Source organism: Hymenobacter busanensis (genome assembly GCF_008727865.1).
Classification (GTDB): Bacteria; Bacteroidota; Bacteroidia; order Cytophagales; family Hymenobacteraceae; genus Solirubrum; species Solirubrum busanense.
Genome location: NZ_VTWU01000001.1, coordinates 601,539 through 624,038, shown reverse-complemented (window position 1 = coordinate 624,038; position 22,500 = coordinate 601,539). Strand labels below are relative to the sequence as shown.

12 protein-coding genes are annotated in these 22,500 nt (G+C 66.0%); all 12 read left to right on the top strand.

Annotated features, from left to right (window positions below):
- Window positions 1-194 precede the first annotated feature (194 nt).
- The 12 genes from F0P96_RS02545 (at window position 195) to F0P96_RS02490 (ending at window position 22,474) form a co-directional block, all read left to right on the top strand.
- Entirely contained in the window at window positions 195-3,005 is a 2,811-nt protein-coding gene (locus F0P96_RS02545; RefSeq protein ID WP_151077165.1) for a family 78 glycoside hydrolase catalytic domain, read from the top strand.
- A 156-nt stretch (window positions 3,006-3,161) separates the two neighbouring features.
- Complete coding sequence (locus F0P96_RS02540; protein WP_151077164.1) at window positions 3,162-4,319, top strand: glycosylase; 1,158 nt, start codon at window positions 3,162-3,164, stop codon at window positions 4,317-4,319.
- Between the two features lie 251 nt (window positions 4,320-4,570).
- Window positions 4,571-7,048 (top strand): beta-galactosidase GalB, encoded by a 2,478-nt coding sequence (galB, locus tag F0P96_RS02535; protein WP_151077163.1) that lies wholly within the window; start codon window positions 4,571-4,573, stop codon window positions 7,046-7,048.
- 117 nt (window positions 7,049-7,165) lie between these two features.
- Entirely contained in the window at window positions 7,166-10,495 is a 3,330-nt protein-coding gene (locus tag F0P96_RS02530) for a glycoside hydrolase family 2 TIM barrel-domain containing protein (RefSeq protein WP_201743882.1), read from the top strand.
- Between the two features lie 99 nt (window positions 10,496-10,594).
- The gene (locus tag F0P96_RS02525; protein WP_151077161.1) at window positions 10,595-11,794 is read left to right on the top strand and encodes an ABC transporter substrate-binding protein; all 1,200 of its coding nucleotides are present in this window, start codon (window positions 10,595-10,597) and stop codon (window positions 11,792-11,794) included.
- Window positions 11,795-11,919: 125 nt separating this feature from the next.
- Window positions 11,920-13,077, top strand: coding sequence for a CaiB/BaiF CoA transferase family protein (locus tag F0P96_RS02520; RefSeq protein WP_151077160.1), 1,158 nt, complete (start codon window positions 11,920-11,922; stop codon window positions 13,075-13,077).
- Window positions 13,078-13,207: 130 nt separating this feature from the next.
- Entirely contained in the window at window positions 13,208-14,371 is a 1,164-nt protein-coding gene (locus tag F0P96_RS02515) for a CaiB/BaiF CoA transferase family protein (protein WP_151077159.1), read from the top strand.
- On the top strand, window positions 14,364-15,620 hold the full coding sequence (locus tag F0P96_RS02510) for an extracellular solute-binding protein (protein ID WP_151077158.1): 1,257 nt from the start codon (window positions 14,364-14,366) through the stop codon (window positions 15,618-15,620). The genes F0P96_RS02515 and F0P96_RS02510 overlap by 8 nt, the downstream gene beginning before the upstream one ends.
- Window positions 15,613-16,734 carry a Gfo/Idh/MocA family protein gene (locus F0P96_RS02505; protein ID WP_151077157.1) on the top strand — a complete coding sequence of 374 codons (1,122 nt, stop codon included), beginning with the start codon at window positions 15,613-15,615 and terminating at the stop codon, window positions 16,732-16,734. Before F0P96_RS02510 ends, F0P96_RS02505 begins: the two co-directional genes overlap by 8 nt.
- Before the next feature lie 178 nt (window positions 16,735-16,912).
- Window positions 16,913-17,356 (top strand): MaoC/PaaZ C-terminal domain-containing protein, encoded by a 444-nt coding sequence (locus tag F0P96_RS02500; protein WP_151077156.1) that lies wholly within the window; start codon window positions 16,913-16,915, stop codon window positions 17,354-17,356.
- 137 nt (window positions 17,357-17,493) lie between these two features.
- Window positions 17,494-18,798 (top strand): L-fucose:H+ symporter permease, encoded by a 1,305-nt coding sequence (gene fucP, locus F0P96_RS02495; protein ID WP_151077155.1) that lies wholly within the window; start codon window positions 17,494-17,496, stop codon window positions 18,796-18,798.
- A 169-nt stretch (window positions 18,799-18,967) separates the two neighbouring features.
- Window positions 18,968-22,474: a glycosyl hydrolase gene (locus F0P96_RS02490; RefSeq protein ID WP_151077154.1), complete on the top strand. Its 3,507-nt coding sequence runs from the start codon at window positions 18,968-18,970 to the stop codon at window positions 22,472-22,474.
- Window positions 22,475-22,500: the final 26 nt, after the last annotated feature.

Below are 22,500 nucleotides of genomic sequence, written 5' to 3'. Positions count from 1 at the left end.
AATGAATGCCTGCTTCGGCTCATTTCCAGCCCGGGTATGACCATTCACCGCTGGAAATGCGGCCGTGCTAACATCGTACAACAACTTGCCAAACGCTGGCAAGAGCGGTTTGCCCGAGCGGCTACTTTTGTACAGAGGCACTCCGATGCGTTCAATCCACGTGTTGCCTCGATTCATTTCCGCTCCAGCCGCTCATGCGTTCGTTTCTCCTGGTTGCTTCCGTTCTGCGCACCGCGGCCTTATCGGCCGGGCTGCTGCTGAGCGGGCTGGCGGCGGTGGCCGGGGCCCCGACGGTGAGCAACCTGCGCTGCGGTTACCGCCCCAATCCGCTGGGCGTGCAGCAAACGGCCCCGAACCTGAGCTGGGAGCTGCAGGCCGACCACCGCAACGCCCGGCAGAGCGCCTACCGCCTGCTGGTAGCCGACGACGAAAAGCTACTCAGCCGCAACCAGGGTAACGTCTGGGACTCGCAGCAAACCGCTTCGGCCGCCTCCATCCAGGTGCCCTACGCCGGCCCGGCGCTGCAGGCCACCAAAACCTACTACTGGAAGGTGATGGTGTGGGACGAGCGGCAGCAGGCCTCCGGCTGGAGCCAGCCGGCCCGCTGGCAGATGGGCCTGCTGACCGCCGCCGACTGGCGCGGCGCCCGGTGGATTGCCTACGAGCAGCTGCCCGCCGAGCACGTGACGGTGCTGCCCGTCGACGGCAAAAAGGACGCGTACCAGGGCGGCAACGTGCTGCCGCTGCTGCGCAAGGGTTTTACCGTCAAGAAGAAGCTGCGCCGGGCCACGGCCTACGTGTGCGGGCTAGGGCAGTTTGAGCTGCACCTGAACGGGCAGAAAGTCGGGGACCATTTCCTCGACCCGGCCTGGACCAAGTACGACCGGCACGCCCAGTACGTGACTTTCGACGTGACCGGGCAGCTGCGCCGGGGCGCCAACGCGGTGGGCGTGCTGCTCGGCAACGGCTTCTACTACGTGCCGCCGGTGAAGGGCCGCTACCGCAAGCTCAAAACCGCCTTCGGCTACCCCAAGCTGCTCTGCCGCGTGCAGCTCGACTACCAGGACGGCACGCAGGACAACGTGGTCAGCGACGCCAGCTGGCAGACTGCGCCGGGACCGGTGACCTTCAGCAGCATCTACGGCGGCGAGGACTACGACGCCCGCCGGGAGCAGCCGGGCTGGGACGCGCCGCGCTTTAAAGCCGCGGGCTGGAAGCCGGTATTGGTAGTCGACGGTCCGGCGCGGCTGGACGCCCAGCAGGCCGAGCCGCTGCGGGTGCACGAGCAGTTTCAGCCCCGGCGCGTCAGCAAGCCCCAGCCGGGCCGGTTCGTGTACGATTTCGGGCAAAACGCCTCGGGCATTGTGGAGCTGCAAGTGCAGGGCCGCGCCGGCGACACGGTGCGGCTCGCACCGGCCGAGCTGCTGACCGCGGGCGGGCTGGTGACCCAGAAAAACAGCGGCGGCCCCTACTACTTCACCTACGTGCTGCGCGGCGCGGGCGTGGAAACCTGGCGGCCCCGCTTCAGCTACTACGGCTTCCGCTACGCCCAGCTGGAAGGCGGTGTGCCCGCGGGCGAAACCAACCCCACAAACCGCCCGGTGGTGCGGGCCCTGAGCCTGCTGCACACCCGCAACGCGGCGCCCGAAGTGGGCGCCTTTAGCTGCTCCAACGAGCTGCTGAACCAAACCAACACGCTCATCGACTGGTCGGTAAAGAGCAACATGGCCAGCGTATTTACCGACTGTCCGCACCGCGAAAAGCTGGGCTGGCAGGAGCAGAATCACCTGATGGGCAGCTCCATCCGCTACCGCTACGACATTGCCGCCCTCAGCCGCAAGGTCATTCAGGATCTGCAGGTGGCGCAGCTCGAAAACGGGCTGGTGCCGGAAATTGCGCCCGAGTTCGTGAAGTTCGAGTGGGGCGGCGACATGTTCCGCGACTCGCCCGAGTGGGGCAGCAGCGCCATTCTGCTGCCCTGGTACGTGTACCAGTGGTACGGCGACCGGCAGGTGCTCGAAGGCAGCTACCCGATGATGCAGCGCTACGCGGCCTACCTCGCCACCAAGGCCCAGGGCCACATCCTCAGCCAGGGTCTCGGCGACTGGTACGACCTGGGCCCCAAGCCGCCCGGCGTCTCCCAGCTCACCCCTATGGGCGTGACGGGCACCGCCATCTACTACTACGACTTGACCACCCTGGCCGGCATTGCCCGCCTGCTCGGCAAGCCAGAGGACGCCGCCCGCTACGACAAGCTGGCCGCCGAGGTACGCACGGCCTTCAACGCGAAGTTCTTCAACCCCGAGACGAAACAGTACGCCAGCGGCAGCCAGGCCGCTAACGCCGTGGCCGTGTACATGGGCCTGGTGGCGCCCGAGCACCAGGCGGCCGTCGTCGGGAACCTGGTGCGCGACATCCAGAGCCGCAACAACGCGCTGACCGCCGGCGACATCGGCTACCGCTACGTGCTGCGGGTGCTGGAAGACGCGGGCCGCTCCGACGTCATCTACGCCATGAACAGCCGCGCCGACGTGCCCGGCTACGGCTACCAGCTGGCCCAGGGTGCCACCGCCCTCACCGAAAGCTGGGCCGCTCTGCCCACGGTATCAAACAACCACCTGATGCTGGGCCACCTGCAGGAATGGCTCTACGGCGGCCTGGCTGGCATTCGTCCCGCCGCCGGCTCGGTAGCTTTCAACCAGATTGACATCCGTCCCGAGCCGGTGGGCGACGTGACTTCGGCCCGGGCCACGCACCTCTCGCCCTACGGGCTCATCGGCAGCGAGTGGCAAAAGACAGCCGCCGGTTTTGAGCTGACCTGCACCATCCCGGCCAATACTACCGCCACCGTGTACCTGCCGGCTGCTTCAGCTGCCAGCATCACCGAATCGGGCCAGCCGCTCACGCAGCAGCCGGAGCTGAAGCTGCTGGGCGTGGAGGGCGGCCGGGCGCGCATTGCGGTGGGCTCGGGGGTGTACCGCTTCGTGGCAACCCAGCTGGAATAGAACGTCATGCCCCATCTAGCGTCCGCTTGTCGAAGCACCTCTACCGCTTCGTCTGGACTCGTGCAACGACTTCGGTAGAGATGCTTGGCTTCGCCTTCCTTCGGTTCGACTTCACCCAGCATGACGCTCCGTATTGCTTTTACCCCTCACGTTCGCATGAAACTCCAACTTGCCAGCCTGCTACTCACCGGTTTACTCGCCCAGACGGCGGCCTCTGCCCAATCCCCGGCCAAGCCCAAAGATGTGTCGGCCCAGGTGATGCAGCGGGTATACGAGGAGGTAAAAACGCCCCACAAATACGGCCTGGTGCTCGTCACCGACGACAACCAGCGGAAGATGGACTGCCCCAGCGTGTTTCGCAAGGGCAAGCAGTGGTACATGACCTACATCATCTACGACGGCCGGGGCTACGAAACCTGGCTGGCGCAGAGCAAGGACCTGCTGCACTGGGAAAACAAGGGCAAGCTCTTGGCCTTCACCGACACCACCGACTGGGACACCAACCAGAAGGCCGGCTACGTGGCCCTGCAGGACTACAAGTGGGGCGGCTCCTACGAATGGCAGCCCTACCAGGGCAAGTACTGGATGTCGTACTTCGGCGGCCGGAGCCGGGGCTACGAAAAGGGCCTGCTCTCCATCGGCATTGCCTCCACCGATAAGGACCCGAGCACGGTGCACCCCTGGCAGCGCCTCCCGCAGCCAGTCCTGCGCCCCGACGACAAGGACGTGCGCTGGTGGGAAAATCACACCATCTACAAAAGCTCCGTCATCTGGGATAAGCAGAAGCTCACCGGGCACCCCTTCGTGATGTACTATAATGCCAACGGGGACTCCCTGGACGCCAAGCGTGGGGCCGAGCGCATCGGCATGGCCGTGTCGGACGACATGGTGCACTGGTCGCGCTACCGGCGCAACCCGGTGCTGAACCACCACAAGGGCATCACCGGCGACGCCTACCTGCAGAAGCTGGACGGCATTGATAAGGACCTGTGGGTGATGTTCTATTTCGGCGCCTTTTACCCCGGCATCAAAGGCGCGGTGAACCGCTTCGCCTGCTCCTACGACCTGACCCACTGGACCGACTGGAGCGGCCAGAACCTAGTAGAGCCCTCCGAGCCCTACGACGAGCTGTTTGCCCACAAGTCCTTCGTGGTGAAGTACAAGGGCGTGGTATACCACTACTACTGCGCCGTGAACAAGCCCGACCAGCGCGGCATTGCCGTGGCTACCTCCAAGGATTTGGGCAAGAGCACGGTGACGTTCATCGCCCCGCCGGAAAAGAAGAAAAAGGAGGCCAAGGCTTCCACGAACTAGCCACCCGAAGCTCCCCTCCTTTTTGAAGGAGGGGACGCTTTGGCTGAAGCCAAAGCTGGGGTGGTTGCGTCGTTGCTGACGCCAGCCGGTAACCTTCTGACAGTAGCACGAATCATAGTCATCCGCGAATCATCATAGCCCATCTGCGGTCCAACATCAGCAACGACGCAACCACCCCGGCCACCGCTAAAGCGGTGGCGTCCCCTCCTTCAAAAAGGAGGGGAGTTTTCTTCCTCCTCTCTGCTCCTCTCATGCGCCCATTCCTGCCCTTTCTGCTGCTCCTGTTGCTCAGCGTCGCCCGCCCCGCGGATGCGGCCCAGCCGCCGGTGCGCGGGGTGGAGAACTTCAACAAGGGCTGGAAGTTCTTCCTCGGCGACGAAGCCCAGGCCAAGGAAGCCGGCTTCAACGACGCGGGCTGGCGGCAGCTCAACTTGCCCCACGACTGGAGCATCGAAGGCAAGTTTGACGCGCTGAATCCGGCTAAACCGGAGGGCGGCGGCCTGCCGACGGGCATCGGCTGGTACCGCAAGTCGTTCAGCACCAAGGCCGGCCAGAATCAGCGCGTGTACATCGAGTTTGACGGGGTGTATCAGCACAGCGAGGTGTGGCTGAACGGGCAGCTGCTCGGCAAGCGGCCCAACGGCTACATTTCCTTCCGCTACGAGCTGACCCGGCACCTGCGGCCCGCCGGGCAGGCCAACGTGCTGGCCGTGCGCGTCGACAACTCGGCCCAGCCCAACTCGCGCTGGTACTCCGGCTCGGGCATCTACCGCAACGTGCGCTTGGTGACGACCTCGGCCGTAGCCGTGGACCACTGGGGCACCTTCGTGACGACGCCCCAGGTCAGCGCCGAAGCGGCCACGGTGCGCCTGCAGACGACTATCCGCAACGCCGCCGGCAAAGGCGCCGGGCCGGTGCGGGTGGAAACGCTGCTGCTGGATGCGCAGGGCAAGACGGTAGCCCGGCAGGCCACCGACAACGTGCAGCTGACCGACTCGACCACCGTGCTGACGCAGACGCTGAACCTGCCAAAGCCGCAGCTCTGGTCGGTGCGGCGGCCCTACCTGTACCGGGTGCAGACGCGGCTCGTGCAGGGCAAAACGGCCGTGGACGAGGTTGAAACGCCGCTGGGGGTGCGCACCTTTGCCTTCGACGCGCAGACGGGCTTTTCGCTGAACGGGCAGCCGCTGAAGATTCTGGGCGTCAATCAGCACCACGACCTCGGCGCGCTGGGGGCGGCTTTCAACGTGCGGGCGGCTGAGCGGCAGCTGCAGTTGCTGCAACGCATGGGCTGCAACGCCATCCGCATGTCGCACAACCCGCCCGCCCCGGAGCTGCTGGACCTCTGCGACCGGATGGGCCTGCTCGTCATGGACGAGGCCTTCGACATGTGGCAGAAGAAAAAGAACGGCAAGGACTACCACCAGGACTTCAAAGAGTGGCACCGGCGGGATTTGCAGGACATGGTGCGGCGCGACCGTAATCACCCCAGCATCATCGTCTGGAGCATCGGCAACGAAATCCGGGAGCAGTTCGACAGCACCGGCGTGCGGCTCACCAAGGAGCTGGTAGCCACCGTGAAGCGACTGGATTCGACCCGGCCCGTCACCTCGGCGCTGACCGAGCAGGAGCCGGAGAAGAACTTTATCAGCCAGGGCGGCGTGCTCGACATCCTGAGCTTCAACTACAAGCACGAGGGCTACCCCAAGCTGCCGCAGAGCTTCCCCGGCAAGCCCTTCCTGGCCACCGAAATTGCCGCCGCCTTTGAGACGCGCGGCCACTACGATTTGCCCTCCGACAGCGTCCGCGTCTGGCCCCTGGACGGCAAAACCAAGCTCACCACCGGCAACGCAGACTTCACCGCCTCTTCCTACGACAACGCCCGGCCCTACTGGGGCTCGACGCACGAGCCGGCCTGGCTGGCCGTCAAGCGCAGCCCGTTCATCGCCGGCACCTTCGTATGGTCGGGCTTCGACTACCTCGGCGAGCCGCTGCCCTACCCCTGGCCGGCCCGCAGCTCCTACTTCGGCCTGATCGATTTGGCCGGCTTCCCCAAGGACGCTTACTACCTCTACCAGAGCGAGTGGACCACCAAACCCGTGCTGCACCTGCTGCCCCACTGGAACTGGCGCCCTGGCCAAACGGTGGACGTGTGGGCCTACTTCAGCCAGGCCGACGAGGTGGAACTGCTGCTCAACGATAAGTCGCTGGGCGTGAAGAAGAAGGGTGCCGACCAGCTGCACGTGATGTGGCGGGTGCCCTACGCGCCCGGCACCCTGCAGGCAGTCTCGCGCCGGGGCGGCCAAACCGTGCTGACGCGCACCATCCGCACCGCCGGCCCGGCCGCCAAAATTGAGCTGAGCGCCGACCGCAGCGCCCTGCGCGCCGACGGCCTGGACCTCTCCTTCGTGACCGTGCGCGTGCTCGACGCCCAGGGCAACCTGGTGCCCGACGCGGCCCAGCAGGTGAAGTTCGACCTGAGCGGCCCCGCCAGCATTGCCGGCGTCGACAACGGCTACCAGGCCAGCCTGGAGCCCTTCAAGGCGACGGAGCGCAAGGCCTACAACGGCCAGTGCCTGGCCATCGTGCAGACCTCGGAGCAGGCCGGCACCATCACCCTGCGCGCCACAGCCGACGGGTTGCAGCCGGCCAGCATTACCCTGAAAAGCGGCGCCTCCGGCTCCGCTTCCACCAAGAATAATCCGGCCACCTCGGTAGCCGGCAACTAAGAACCCAACCTGATGAATCAGCACCTCCCTCCTTCCAGCAGCCGCGAAAATCGTCCGGCTCCCCCTCTCCATTTTCGGAGAGGGGGCCGGGGGGTGAGGCGCCACGTCTGGGCGGCCGTGACGGCGGCTCTGCTACTGCCAGCGGCCACCTACGCCCAGGAAGCCAGCGTGTATTTCTTCCCCGGCGTGTCGCACCCACCGCGGGTGTACCCCGGCCCCGAGGCCGACGGCTGGCAGATTCCGCAGATTACCGAACTGAACCGCGACCGGGCCCGCGCCACGGCCTATTCCTTCGCCTCCGAGGCCGCCGCGCTGGAGGGCAACCGCGAGAAATCCGGCCGGCTGATGTCGCTCAACGGCAGCTGGGACTTCAGCTTCGCGCCGAAGCCCAGTGACGCGCCCAAAGACTTCCAGCGCAACCGCGTGCAGGGCTGGAAGCAACTCACCGTGCCCGCGAACTGGGAGATGAACGGCTACGACCTGCCCATCTACAAATCGGCCAAGTACCCGTTCCGGCCCGTCGACCCGCCCTTCGTGCCCCAGGACTACAACGGCGTAGGCTCCTACCAGCGCACGTTTTCGGTGCCAGCCGACTGGCAGAGCATGAACGTGACTTTGCACTTCGGCGGGGTCAGCTCGGCCTTTAAAGTGTGGGTGAACGGCAAGTTTCTGGGCTACGCGGAAGACAGCTGCCTGCCCTCCGAATTCAACGTGACGCCCTACCTGCAGGCCGGCGAAAACACCGTATCGGTGCAGGTAATGCGCTGGTCCGACGGCTCCTACCTCGAAGACCAGGACCACTGGCGCCTCAGCGGCATCTACCGCGAAGTGCTGCTGCTGGCCGAGCCCAAGATGCGCCTGGCGGACTTCCACTGGCAGGCCAAGCTGGACAAGCAGTACCAGAACGCGACGCTGAGCATTCGGCCCCGCCTGGAAAACTTCACCGGCGACAACGACCTGAAGGGCTACGAAGTTCGGGCCCAACTCTACGACAAAGCTGGTAAGCCGGTCCTGGCGCAGCCGCTGCAGCGCACCGCCGAAAGTATCATCAACGAGCCGTACCCGCGCCTCGACAACGCCAAGTTCGGGCTGCTGGAAACCACCATTCCCAGTCCGCTGAAGTGGAGCGACGAGACGCCCAACCTCTACACGCTGGTGCTGACGCTGACCGATAAGGCGGGCGCGGTGCTGGAAAGCAAGAGCTGCAAGGTGGGCTTCCGCGCCGTGGAGTTCGACAAGCAGACGGGTAAGCTGCTCATCAACGGCAAGCTCACCTACCTCTACGGCGTCAACCGCCACGACCACCACCCCACGAAGGGCATGGCCGTGTCGCGGGAGGATATCCGCAAGGACGTGATGACGCTCAAGCAGTTCAACTTCAACTGCATCCGCACCTCGCACTACCCCAACGACCCGTACTTCTACGACCTCTGCGACGAGTACGGCATCCTGGTCATGGACGAGGCCAACCTGGAAACCCACGGCCTCGGCGCCAAGCTCAGCAACGACCCGGCCTGGACCGCCGCCTACCAGGAGCGCAGCATGCGCATGGTGCTGCGCGACAAAAACCACCCCTCGGTGGTGTTCTGGAGCCTGGGCAACGAGTCGGGCCGGGGGCCCAACCACGCCGCCATGGCCGCCTGGCTGCACGACTTCGACATTACCCGCCCGCTGCACTACGAGCCGGCGCAGGGCGACCCGCACCTCGACGGCTACATCAGCCCCTCCGACCCCGGCTACCCCAAAAACCACGCCTACCGCATCCAGGTGCCGCGCGACCAGGCCTACGTGGACATGGTCAGCCGCATGTACCCCGGTATCTTCACCGCCGAGCTGCTGGCTAATCAGCAAAACGGCGACAACCGGCCCATTTTCTTCTGCGAGTACGCCCACTCCATGGGCAACGCCACCGGCAACATCAAGGAGTTCTGGGACGCCTGGCGCAGCACCAAACGCATCATCGGCGGCTGCATCTGGGAATACCGCGACCAGGGCCTCTTGAAGCGCGACTCCGTGGGCACGGCCTACTACGCCTACGGCGGCGACTTTCAGGAGAAGTACTACGACGACTTCACCATCAAGGGCATCACCGACTCCGAGGGCAATCCGAAGGCCGCCCTCTACGAGTGTAAGCGCGTGAATCAGCCGCTGGAAACCACGCTGACGGACGCCGGCCGGGCGCTGGTACGCGTGCAGAACCGCCACGCCAGCAAGTCGGCCGCCGACTACCTGCTGACCTTGACCCTGCGCGAGGACGGCCGCGTGGTAGCCACCAAGCCGCTGCCGCGCCTGCGCCTGGCCGCTCAGCGCGACACGGTTATCAGCCTGCGGCCCTACCTGCCCAAACTCAAAGCTGGCGCCGAGTACCTGGCTACGGTTTCGTTCACCTTGCCGGAGGCCACCGCGTGGGCGCCGAAAGGCCACGAAGTAGCCGCTAACCAGCTGGCCCTGACCGGCCTGGCCCAGCCCGCGAAGCCCGCCAAGAATTTCCCTGCCGTAGCCGTGCGCGAGGACGCCAAAGCCTACGTCGTCAGCGGCAAAGGCTTCCAGGTGAGCATCGACAAAACGACCGGCGCGCTGACGAGCTACCAGCAGAACGGCGCCGAGCAGCTGGCCGCCCCGCTGCTGCCGCACTTCACCCGTCCGCTCACCGACAACGACCGGCGCGGCTGGAAGGCCCCCAAGAAGCTGAAAGCCTGGTTTGAGGCTCAGCCCAAGCTCGAAAGCCTGACCCTGGATAAATCTGCCGGCCTGGCCAGCCTCACCAGCACCTATAGCCTCATCGACGCAACCACCAAAGTGCGCGTGACTTACACGGTGAACGGTGACGGGGTGCTCAAAGTCGACTACGCGCTGACGCCCGCCGCCGGCCTGCCCAACCTGCCCCGCGTGGGCCTGCAGGGCGGTATCAAGCGCAGCTACGACCAGCTCAGCTACTACGGCCGCGGCCCCTGGGAAAACTACCTGGACCGCCGCTACGGCATCGACGCGGGCATTTACGCGCACCCGCTGCCCACGGCCGCCGACTCCTACGTGGTGCCCCAGGAATTCGGCACCCGCACCGACATCCGCTGGCTGCAGCTGGCCGATAAGCAGGGCCGCGGCCTGCTGGTGGTGGCCGATTCGCTGCTGAGCATGACGGCGCTGCCCTTCACCGAGCAGAACATCCAGACCGCGCGCCACACCAACCGCCTCAAGGACGCCGGCTTCATCAGCCTGAACCTCGACCTGGCCCAGATGGGCGTGGGCGGCAACACCAGCTGGGATGACCAGGCCGCCCCGATTCCGCAGTACCAGCTGCCCTCCAAGCCCTACCGCTACAGCTTCTACCTGCTGCCGGTGGATGGAAAGAAAAAGCCCGCCGAGCTGGCCCGCCGCGTCCCGTTCCCCACCCCGACGGCCCGGCAAACCACGCCGCCCGCCGGCGCAACCGGCTCCCTACGCTAGTTCCTACAATTCATTTCATCAAAGCCGCTGAAACCTGCGTCTGGCTCCCCCTCTCCCTTTTCGGAGAGGGGGCCGGGGGGTGAGGCGCACCGCTCTACCATGTCCGCCGAACACATTCACCTGAAAGGCATTACCTGGAACCACAGCCGCGGCTTCGTGCCGATGGCCGCAACCGCGCAGCGCTTCTCGGAGCTGCACCCGAACGTGAGCATCACCTGGGAAAAGCGCAGCCTGCAGCAGTTTGCCGACGAGTCCATTCAGCAGCTGGCCGAGCGGTTTGATCTGCTGGTCATCGACCACCCCTGGGCCGGTTTCGCCGCCCGCACCGGCTCCATTCTGCCGCTCGACGAGCACCTGCCCGCTGCCTTCCTGGCCGATCAGGAGGCCAACACGGTAGGCCACTCCTACGAAAGCTACAGCTTCAGCGGCCACCAGTGGGCCCTGCCCATCGACGCGGCCACGCCCGTAGCCGCCAGCCGCCCCGATCTGCTGGCGAAGCACGGTTTAGCCGTTCCGCAGACGTTTGACGAGCTGCTGCAGCTGGCCGACCGCGGCTTGGTGGCCTTCGCGCTGATTCCCATCGACACGCTGATGAGCTTCTACATGTTCTGCTGCTCGCTGGGCGAAGACCCCTGCCAGCGCGAGGACGAAGTGGTGAGCGAAGCCGTGGGCGTACAGGCGCTGCAGATGTTCCGCGAGCTGGCCAGCAAGGTCGATGCGGCCTGCTTCCAGCGCAACCCCATCCAGGTGTACGAGGCCATGACGCAGACCGACTCCCTGGCCTACTGCCCCTTCGCCTACGGCTACTCGAACTACGCCCGGCGCGGCTACGCCCGCCAGCTGCTGCACTTCCACGACCTGGTAAGCCTGCAGCCCGGCGGCACGCCCATGCGCAGCACCCTCGGCGGCACCGGCCTGGCTATTTCCGCGAAGTGTCAGCACGTCGACGTGGCCGCTGCCTACGCTGAGTTCGTGGCCTCGCCCGGCTGCCAGCAGACGCTGTACTTCGACAACGGGGGCCAGCCCGGCCACCTCGCCGCCTGGCAGGACGCGCATACGAATCAGCAGAGCCACGACTACTTCCGTGCCACCCTGCCCACGCTGCAGCGCGCCTTCCTGCGCCCGCGCTACCACGGCCACATGTTTTTCCAGGACCACGCCGGCGAGCCGGTGCGCCAGTACCTGATGCACGGCGGCGACGAGCGGGCGTTGCTGCAACAGCTGAATCAGCTTTACCGCGAGTCACGGCAGATGCAGGCGGCCGAAGCCCAAGTCACCGAAGCTGCTGCGCAACGCTAAGTAGAACGACCTAAAGGAACGTCATGCTGAGCTTGTCGAAGCATCTCTACCGCTTCGTCAGACACACTTCAACGAAGCGGTAGAGATGCTTCGACAAGCTCAGCATGACACGATCAACCAAATCCATGTCACTTCCCCTGGAAGGTCTGCTCGTCATCGAGTTCAGCCAGTTTCTGGCCGCGCCCTCGGCGGGCCTGCGCCTGGCCGACCTCGGCGCGCGCGTCATCAAAATTGAGCGGCCGGGCGCGGGCGAGGCCGGCCGGCAGATTGCCATCAAAAACCTGTTCGTCGACGGCTCCAGCCTGGTGTTTCACACCATCAACCGCCACAAGGAATCCTACGCGGCCGACCTGAAAAACCCCGAGGACCTGGCCCGCGTGAAGCAGCTGCTGGCCCGGGCCGACGTGTTGACCCACAACTTCCGGCCGGGCATCATGGAGAAAATCGGCCTCGATTACGACTCCGTGCGCGCCCTGAACCCGCGCATCGTCTACGGCGTGGTGACGGGCTACGGCCCGACCGGCCCCTGGGCCACCAAGCCGGGGCAGGATCTGCTGGTGCAGTCGATGTCGGGGCTGACGTGGCTGAGCGGCACCCGGGAGGATGGCCCTACGCCCTTCGGTATTGCCGTGGCCGATATTATCTGCGGCTCGCACTTTGCCCAGGGGCTGCTGGCCGGCCTGCTAAAGCGCGGCAAGACCGGCCGGAGCGTGCTGGTGGAAGCCAGCCTGCTGGAATCGGTGCTGGACATGCAGTTTGAGCTGCTGACCACCCACTTCAACGACGGCGGGCAGCTGCCCCGGCGCGGGGCCGTGCGCGGCACCGCCCACCCCTACCTCAGCGCGCCCTACGGCATCTACCCCACCCAGAACGGCTACCTGGCCCTGGCCATGGGCAACCTGCCCCAGCTCGACGCGACGCTCGGCTGCGGCATCCTCGACGCCTATCCGGAGCCGGCTTCCTGGTTTGAGTTCCGCGACGACATTGCCGAACGCCTAACCGCCGCCCTGCGCGCAAAGCCCACGCAGGAGTGGCTGGCCACACTGGAGCCGCTGGGCATCTGGTGCGCCGAGGTGCTGAACTACCAGCAGGCCACCAGCAGCCCCGGCTTTCAGGCTCTGGGCATGCAGCAGCACGTGACGCTGCCCGATGGCCAGCAGCTCACCACCACCCGCTGCCCCATCCGCATCGACGGCCGGAAGCTGTACTCACCCCAGGCCGCCCCGCGCCCCGGCCAGCACACGGCCGAAATCGACCGGGAATTTCAGCTAGCTAACCACTAAATCCAGTCACCGACAAGAAACTTCGTGTCTTCCGCCCCGAACCCAAGTCGTCTGGCTCCCCCTCTCCTTTTCGGAGAGGGGGCCGGGGGGTGAGGCGCCACGTCAGAACGTTCTAAAGCAAGTATTGCCCATGAAGCCGCTCGAAGACTATTTAGTGGTTGATTTCAGCCAGTTCCTCTCCGGCCCCTCGGCGGGCCTGCGCCTGGCCGATTTCGGGGCGCGGGTCATCAAGATCGAGCGGCCCGAAACCGGCGACATCTGCCGCCACCTGTACACCTCCAACGTCATCATGAACGGGGAGTCGTCGGTGTTTCACGCCATCAACCGCAACAAAGAAAGCTTCGCCGCCGACCTCAAAAGCGAAGCCGACCGCGCCCAGGTCTGGGAACTGGTGCGCCGCGCCGACGTAGTGATGCACAACTACCGCCCCGGCGTGATGGAGCGCCTGGGCTTCGACTACGCCAGCGTGCGGGCGCAAAATCCCAGCGTCGTTTACGGCGAAATATCGGGCTACGGCCCCGACGGCCCCTGGCGCGACAAGCCCGGTCAGGACTTGCTGCTGCAGTCCGTCTCGGGCCTGACCTGGCTGAGCGGCAACGAGGGCAGCGGCCCGGTGCCCATGGGCCTGTCCATTGTGGATATGCTGGCCGGAGCGCATTTGGCGCAGGGGCTGATGGCCTGCCTGGTGCGGCGCAGCCTGCGCGGCGAGGGAGGTTTGGTGCAGGTGAGCATGCTCGAATCGGCCATCGACTTCCAGTTCGAGACGCTGACCACCTTCTTCAACGACGGCGGGCAGCTGCCCCAGCGCACCCGCCACAACAGCGCCCATGCCTACCTCGGCGCGCCCTACGGCATCTACCAGACGCAGAACGGCTACCTCGCCCTGGCTATGGGCTCGATTCCGAAGCTGGGCGAATTGCTTGGCTGCCCCGCGCTGCTGGCGTACCCCGACCCGAAACAAGCCTTCGAGCAGCGCGACGAAATCAAGGCCACGCTGGCCCAGCACCTGCGCACCAACACGACCGAAGCCTGGCTGGCCGTGCTGGAGCCGGCCGACATCTGGTGCGCCAATGTACTGACCTGGGATAAGCTGCTGCAGCACGAAGGCTTCCGCGGCCTCGACATGACGCAGACCGTGCACATGACCGATGGCTACCAGTACCAGACCACCCGCTGCCCCATCCGCCTTGACGGGGAGCGGCTGACTTCGCCCGTCGGCTCGCCCCAGCTGGGCCAGGACAATGCCCGCCTGCAGCAGGAATTTATGACCAGCAACGTCCGCCAAGATGCCTGAGCAACAGCCCTTCCGCGTGGCGGTGCGCAAGTTCGCGCCCTTCGAAGCCCACATGCAGAAGCTCTGGGCGGCCTACTGCGCGCTTTCCGGATGCACCTTGCCCGCTGAGTTCGTGGCTATGGACCTGCACCCGCTGCACCAGAGCCTGCTGACCGATAAGGGCCTCGAAACCGGTGCTTGGGACGTGGCCCACATCAACACCGATTGGCTGCCCGAAGCTCAGGCCGCCGGCGCCCTGCTCGACCTCGCGCCGCTCATCGGGCAAAACTCACCGGCCGACTTTCCGCAGGGCTGGAGCCCCTCGTTGCTGGGGATGCAGGACTACGGCCTGACGACGCTGGGCCTGCCCTTCCACGACGGCCCGGAATGCCTGATTTACCGCCGGGACCTGTTCGACAGCCCTGCCGAACAGGCCGCCTTCCAGCAGCAATACGGCCGCCCCTTGCAGCCGCCGACTACCTGGACGGAGCTGCAGGAAGTGGCCCGCTTTTTCCACCGCCCGGAGCAGAAGCTGTACGGCTTCGTGGCCGCCGGCTACCCCGACGGGCACAACACCGTCTTCGACTTCTGCCTGCAGCTCTGGACGCGCGGCGGCCGGCTGCTCGACGAGCAGGGCCGGGTGCAGATTGACTCCGAAGCGGCGCGGGCGGGCCTGAGCTTCTACCGCCAGCTGCTGCGCGACCCGGCGGCCATTCACCCGCAGTCCATGCAGTACGAGTCGGTGCGGGCGGGGCAGGCCTTTGCCCGGGGCGAGGCGGCCTTGATGATCAACTGGTTTGGCTTCGCGGCCGTGTGCGAGGTGGACGAGGCCTGCCCGGTGCGCGGCCAGGTCGACATTACCGTCGTGCCGCGCGGCGCAGGACCGCAGGGACGCTCCGCTTCGCTGAACGTATACTGGCTCTATGGCATCGGCTCCGGCAGCCGGCATCAGGACGTGGCCTACGACTTTATCCGCTTCGCCCTCAGTGAGGAAAACGACAAGCGCCTGACGCTGGAAGGCGGTATCGGCTGCCGGCTCTCGACCTGGCACGACGCCGACATTAACGCCCAGGTACCCTACTACCACAAGCTGGCCGCGCTGCACGAGCAGGCCGAAACGCTGCCCGCCAAGGCCAACTGGGCGCAGCTGGCCCACGTCATCGACGAGGTGGTGCTGCGGGCTATTAATACCGATGAGCCGGTAGCCGGGCTGCTGGCGGCCGGCCAACTCAAAATCAACGCCCTGGAAAAAGCTCTGGATCATGTTTAGCATAGCCGGCACCCCGATTCCCTACCAGCCCCAGCGGCCCGCCCGCCCATTGCCCATCGTCATCATCGGCGCCGGCGGCATCGTGGGCGACGCCCATTTGCCGGCCTACCGCAAGGCCGGTTTCGAGGTCGTGGGCATCACCAACCGCACCCGCGCCCGGGCCGAAAAGCTGGCCGCCGAGTGGAACATCCCGCACGTCTACGACTCGGTAGCCGAAGCCGTGGCCCACGCCCCCGCCGACGCGGTGTACGACGTGACCATCATGCCCGAGCAGTTCGTGGCCACGCTGGAGCAGCTGCCCGACGGCGCCGGGGTGCTCATTCAGAAACCCATGGGCGACTATTTCTGGCAAAGCCAGGAAATCCTGGAGGTCTGCCGCCGCAAGCGCCTGGTGGCCGCTATCAACTGCCAGCTGCGCTTCGCCCCCTACGTGGCCGCCGCCCGCCACATGCTGGCCCAGGGCCTCATCGGTGAGCTGTACGATATGGAAGTGCGCGTGACCTTGGAGACGCCCTGGGAGCTGTTTCCGCACGTGATGGTGCACCCGCGCCTGGAAATCCAGTACCACAGCATCCACTACATCGACCTGATCCGCTCTTTTCTGGGCGAGCCCAGCCGCGTCATGGCCAAGACGCTCCGGCACCCGGCCAAGGCCCTGTCCTCGTCGCGGTCCACCATCCTGTTTGATTACGGCGACACGCTGCACGCGGTCATCAACACCAACCACGACCACTCCTTCGGGCCGCATAACCAGGAAAGCTTCATCAAGTGGGAAGGCACCAAGGGCGCCATCAAAACCCGCATGGGCCTACTCATGGACTACCCCCACGGCGTGCCCGACCAGTTCGAGTACTGCCTGCTGCGCGAGGGTGAAGCCCCGACCTGGCACACCGTGGCGCTGGAGGGCTCGTGGTTTCCGGATGCCTTTATGGGCACCATGGGCAGCCTGATGCAGTTCAAAAACGGCGAAATCGACGTCTTGCCCACCAGCGTGGAGGACGTCATCAAGACCATGGCCGTGGTGGAAGCGGCTTATGCCTCGAGTGACGGGAAGCCCGGCGCCCCTGGCGCAGCTAATTCCGCCTCTGCGGCAATTACCAGCGAAAAGCGGTAGAGAGCAGGAGACTTGCCCGGCTTTACTACCGCATCTTACCCGCTCAATACATTCCCGAACACCCCGGAACAACGACGAACAGGTCGGTAGCCAACGCCGGTGCGACACCTGAACGCACGGCGGCTACCCGACCTTGCCTCTGCCCGGGAATGGTGGCCGGGGCCAGGCTCAACCTCCTATGTACTTCAAATCCAGCTTCTTCGAAGACTACACCCTCGGCGACAAGCGCGTGACGCTGGGCCGCACGCTCACCGAAACCGACTTCGTGGTCCACGCCGGGCACACGGGCGACTTTTTCCCCCACCACCTCGACGCGGAGTGGTGCAAGACGCAGCCCTTCGGCCAGCGCATTGCCCACGGCACGATGGTGTTCAGCATCGGCATCGGGCTGACGGCCTCGGAAATCAACCCCGAAGCCTTTTCCAAGGGCTACGACCGGCTGCGCTTCATCAAGCCCGTGTTCATCGGCAACACCATCCGCTCGGAAGTCACGATTTCGGAGAAAACCGCGGGCAAGAAGCCGGGCTACGGCCAGGTGACCGAGCACGTGGAAATCTTCAACGAGCTTGGCGAAGTGGTGCTGGCCTGCGACCATCTGCTGGTGGTGAAGCTGCGGCCTTAGCATTCCAAAACGGTCATGCTGAGCCTGCCGAAGCATCTCTACCGCTTCGTCAGGTAGTATCCACCGAAGCGGTAGAGATGCTTCGGCAGGCTCAGCATGACGACCAACATCTACCCCACCCAAACCCGCTCCGCCCGATGGCCCTTGCCCCCGCTCCCACCCCGCCGCCGGTAGTCACCGGCAGCCCCACCAGCGCCCGCGCCTACCTGCTCCCGTTCATCCTGGTGGTGGGCGTTTTCTTCCTCTGGGGCATGGCGCACAGCCTGGATTCCATCCTGATTCCGCACCTGCAGAAGGCCTGCCAGCTGAATAACCGGCAGTCAACGCTGGTGGACACGGCCGTGTTTCTGGCCTACTTCCTGATGGCTATTCCGGCTGGGATGCTGCTCAAGCGCCTGGGCTACAAAACGACCATCATCCTGGGTTTGCTGGCTTTTGCGGGCGGGGCGTTCCTGTTCATCCCGGCCGCCGATGCCCGCTCCTACGGCATGTTCCTGACCGCGCTGTTCATCATCGGCTGCGGGCTGACCACGCTGGAAACCGCCGCTAACCCCTACGCCGCCGTGCTCGGGCCGCCCGAGGGCAGCACCAGCCGGCTGAACCTGGCGGCTTCGTTCAACGGCCTGGCCGTGTTCGTGGCCCCGATTATCGGCGCCAACATGATTCTTTCGGGCACGGAGTACAGCAAGGCCCAGCTGGCGGCCATGCCCACGGCCGAGCGCATTGCCTACCTCAACCACGAAGCCGCCGCCGTGAAGCTGCCCTACCTGGTGCTGGGCGCGGTGCTGGTGGCCGTGGCGGTGCTGTTCTTTTTCAGCAAGCTGCCCGAAGTAAAAGCCGCCGAAGCCGAACCCTCCCAGGGCGGCGGCTTCTTCGCCGTGCTGAAGCACCGGCACCTGACCTGGGCCGTGGTGGCGCAGTTTTTCTACGTCGGGGCGCAGGTCTGCGTGACGAGCTTCTTTATCCGCATGGCCAAGCAGGGCGCCGGCGTCGATGAGAAGACGGCCGGCTACTACCTGGCCGTGTACGGGCTGCTGTTTATGATCGGGCGCTTCGCCGGCACGGCCCTGCTGAAGTACGTGGCCTCGCAGCGGCTCTTGTCGATTTACGCCGTGGTGGCCGTGGCCTTGTGCGCGGTGGCCGTGTTCGGCGACGGGGCCTACGTCATCTACGCGCTGGGCGGCATCGGCTTCTTCATGAGCATCATGTTCCCCACCATCTTCGCCCTGGGCATTGCCGGCCTCGGCGACGACACCAAGCCCGGCTCGTCCTGGCTGGTCATGTCCATCGTGGGCGGGGCCATCCTGCCCTACCTCATGGGCACGCTCATCGATATGCGCGGCGACAATATCCAGATCGGCTACCTCATCCCGCTGGGCTGCTTCCTGGTGATTCTGCTCTTCGGCCAGTACGGCTACCGCATCAACAAGAAGCTGGTGTAAGCCAGTCGAAGTTAAATCAGGCCGTCATGCTTGATCTGGTGTCCGCGCAGTCGAACCGAAGGTCGCCGTAGGCAAGCATCTCTACTGATAGTAATTTCTTATTCAACGAAGCGGTAGAGATGCTTCGACTTTGCTCAGCATGACGTGCTAGCGAAACGCACATAAAACCATGCAAAACCGGCGCAACCTTCCCCTGTCCCTACTGCTCCTGACGCTGCCCGCCCTGAGCTGGCTGCCGTCGGCGTCAGTCTGGGCACAGTCGGCGCCGGCCACTGCGGCCACTACCGCGAAGGACCTGCAGGCCGCCTTCCAGAACCCGCCCGAAGCGGCCCGGCCCTGGGTTATCTGGTACTGGATGAACGCGGCGGTGACGCCCGAGGGTCTCACCGCCGACCTGGAAGCCATGCAGCAAGCCGGCATCGGCGGGGCGTTTCTGATGCCCATTCGCGGCGCGGGCGACAAGCCGCTCATCGACCCGCCGGCCCAGCAGCTCTCGCCGCGCTGGTGGCAGATGGTGCGCCATGCCATGACCGAGGCCGACCGCCTCGGCCTAAAGCTGGCCATGCACGTGAGCGACGGATTCGCCCTGGCCGGTGGGCCCTGGATTACGCCCGAGCTGGCCATGCAGAAGGTGGTTTCCAGCGAAACGCGCATCAGCGGCGGCCGCAAGCAAACCATTCAGCTGCCCCAGCCGGCGGCGGTGAAAGGCTACTACCGCGACATTGCCGTGTATGCTTACCCCACGCCCACCGGCGGCGGGGTTTCGACGTACACGACCAGGCCCACCGTGACCAGCAGCGCCGCCGAGGGCAAGCCCGAGCGGCTGACCGTGGCCGGCAACAAGGACGGCTTCAAGCTCACTGAGCCGGGCTGGGTGCAATATGCTTTCGACAAGCCGTTTACCGCCCGCAGCCTGCGTATCCGCTCCAACGGCTATAACTACCAGGCCAACCGGCTCATCGTGGAGGCCAGCCAGGACGGGCAGACCTTCTGGCCGGTCACGCGCCTGACGCCGCCGCGCAGCGGCTGGCAGGACAGCAGCGCCGTCACCCACGCGCTGCCGACCACCACGGCCCGCTTTTTCCGCTTCCGCTACGACCCCGCCGGCTCCGAGCCGGGCGGCGAAGACCTGGACGCGGCCAAGTGGAAACCCTCCCTGAAAGTGTCGGAAATCCGGCTGTCAGCGGAAGCGCGCATCAACCAGTACGAGGGCAAAAACGGCGAAGTCTGGCGCGTGAGTCCGCGCAGCACTGCCCGGGAGCTGCCCGATTCCTTGTGCGTGCCGCTGGAAAAGGTGCTCAACCTCACCGATAAACTCGGCGCCGACGGCCGCCTGAACTGGACGCCCCCGGCCGGGCGCTGGACCATTCTGCGCGTGGGCCACACCGCCACCGGCTACACCAACTACACCGGCGGCGGGGCCCTGGGCCTGGAGTGCGACAAGTTCAACCCCGCGGCCGTGAAGCTGCAGTTCGACAGCTGGTTTGGCGAAGCGCTGCGCCAGGGCGGGCCGGAGCTGGCCGGGCGGGTGCTCAAAACCCTGCACATCGACAGCTGGGAGTGCGGCTCCCAGAACTGGTCCGCGAACTTCGCCGCCGAGTTCCGGCAGCGCCGCGGCTACGATTTGCTGCCCTACCTGCCGGTGCTGGCCGGCGTGCCCCTGCAGAGCGCCGAGGTGTCGGAGCGGGTGCTGTTCGATTTGCGCCAGACCATTGCCGAGCTGATCGGCGACAAGTTCTACGCCACCCTGGCCGCCGAGGCCCGGGCCAAGGGCGTCACTATTTCGGCCGAGGCGGTGGCGCCCACGATGGTCAGCGACGGGCTGCTGCACTACCAGTACGCCGACGCGCCGATGGGCGAATTCTGGCTGCGCAGCCCCACCCACGACAAGCCCAACGACATGCTCGACGCCATTTCGGGCGCGCATATCTACGGCAAGAACATCGTGCAGGCCGAAGCCTTTACCGAGCTGAAAATGGCCTGGGACGAACACCCGGCCATGCTCAAAGCGGTGCAGGACCGCAACTACGCCCTGGGCGTCAACCGGCTGGTGTACCACGTTTTCGCCCACAATCCCTGGCTGGACCGGCAGCCGGGCATGACGCTCAACGGCGTGGGCCTGTACTTCCAGCGCGACCAGACCTGGTGGCGCCCCGGCCGCGCCTGGGTCGACTACGCACGCCGCTGCCAGGCGCTGCTGCAGCTCGGCCGCCCGATGGTCGACGTGGCGGTGTTCAACGGCGAGGAAACCCCGCGCCGCGCCCTGCTGCCCGAGCGCCTGACCCGCACGCTGCCCGGCATCGTGGGCGCGGCGAAGGTGCAGAGCGAGAAAAAGCGACTGGCCAACGCGGGCTCCCCGATGCGCGAGCTGCCCGAAAAGGTATCGGCCACGGCCAATAGCTTCACCGCCGACATGCTGGTCGACCCGCTGCACGGCTACGCCTACGACTCGTTTAACCCCGACGCGCTGCTGCGCCTGGCCCGGGTGCGCGACGGCCGCATCGAGCTGCCGGGCGGGGCCAGCTACGGTCTGCTGGTGGTGCCCGGCGCCACCTCGCTCTGGCCCGACAGCACCTCCATGACGCCCGCCGTGGCCCGGAAGCTGCGGGAGCTGGCCCAGGCCGGCGCCACTGTGCTGCTTGGCCGGCAGCCCGGCCGCAGCCCCGAGCTGCGCGGCTATCCGCAGGCCGACCAGCAGGTGCAGCAGCTCACGGCCCAGCTCTACGCGGCGGGTGCCGCCCAGGCTACCGCCGCCGCCACCGGGCTGCCCGCGCCGGCCGGCTCCGGGCGGGTGCTGCGCGGCCCCTACGCCGCCGACTCCTTCGAGCCGCTGGGCCTGGCCCGCGACGTAACGGCCAACTACGCCAACGGGCAGCGCGCCCGCGGCCTGGCCTGGACGCACCGCACGGCCGAGCAGTTCGATATCTACTTCATTGCCAACCAGCTCGACTCGGTGCAGACCATCGACCTGTCGCTGCGCGTGGCCGGGCGGCAGCCGGAGCTGTGGGACGCGGTGACGGGCGAAATCCGGCCCGCGCAGGACTGGCAGACGGAAAACGGCCGCACCCGGCTGCCGCTGCGCCTGGAGCCCAGCGGCTCGGTGTTCGTGGTGCTGCGCCAGCCGACTTCGCAGACCAGCGCCCACAACGGTCCGAACTGGCTGACGACCACGCCCGCCCAGCCGCTCAGCGGCCCCTGGCAGGTGCAGTTCGACCCGAAAGCCGGCGGTCCGGCCCAGCCCGTGGCGTTTGTGCAGCTCACCGACTGGAGCCAGCACCCGGACGCGGCCATCCGCCACTACTCCGGCACCGCCGACTACCGGCAGTCCTTCCGCTGGAAGGCCAAGAAACGGCCCGACCAGCGCGTGTACCTCGAACTCGGGCAGGTAAATAACCTGGCCGAAGTGGAGCTGAACGGCCAGCCCGTCGGCACGGCCTGGACCGCCCCCTATCGCCTCGACATCACCGACGCCGTGCGCAAGGGCGACAATCAGCTGCGCATCCGCGTGACCAACACCTGGGCCAACCGCCTCATCGGCGACGCGGCCTTGCCCCCGGAGCAGCGCCGCACCAGCCTGACCACGGCGCCCGCACCTGCCGCTACCCGGCCGCTGCTGCCGGCGGGGCTGCTCGGGCCGGTGGTTGTCAGCACGGCTACTGAACCGAACTCCAAATAGAACGTCATGCAGAGCGCAGCGAAGCA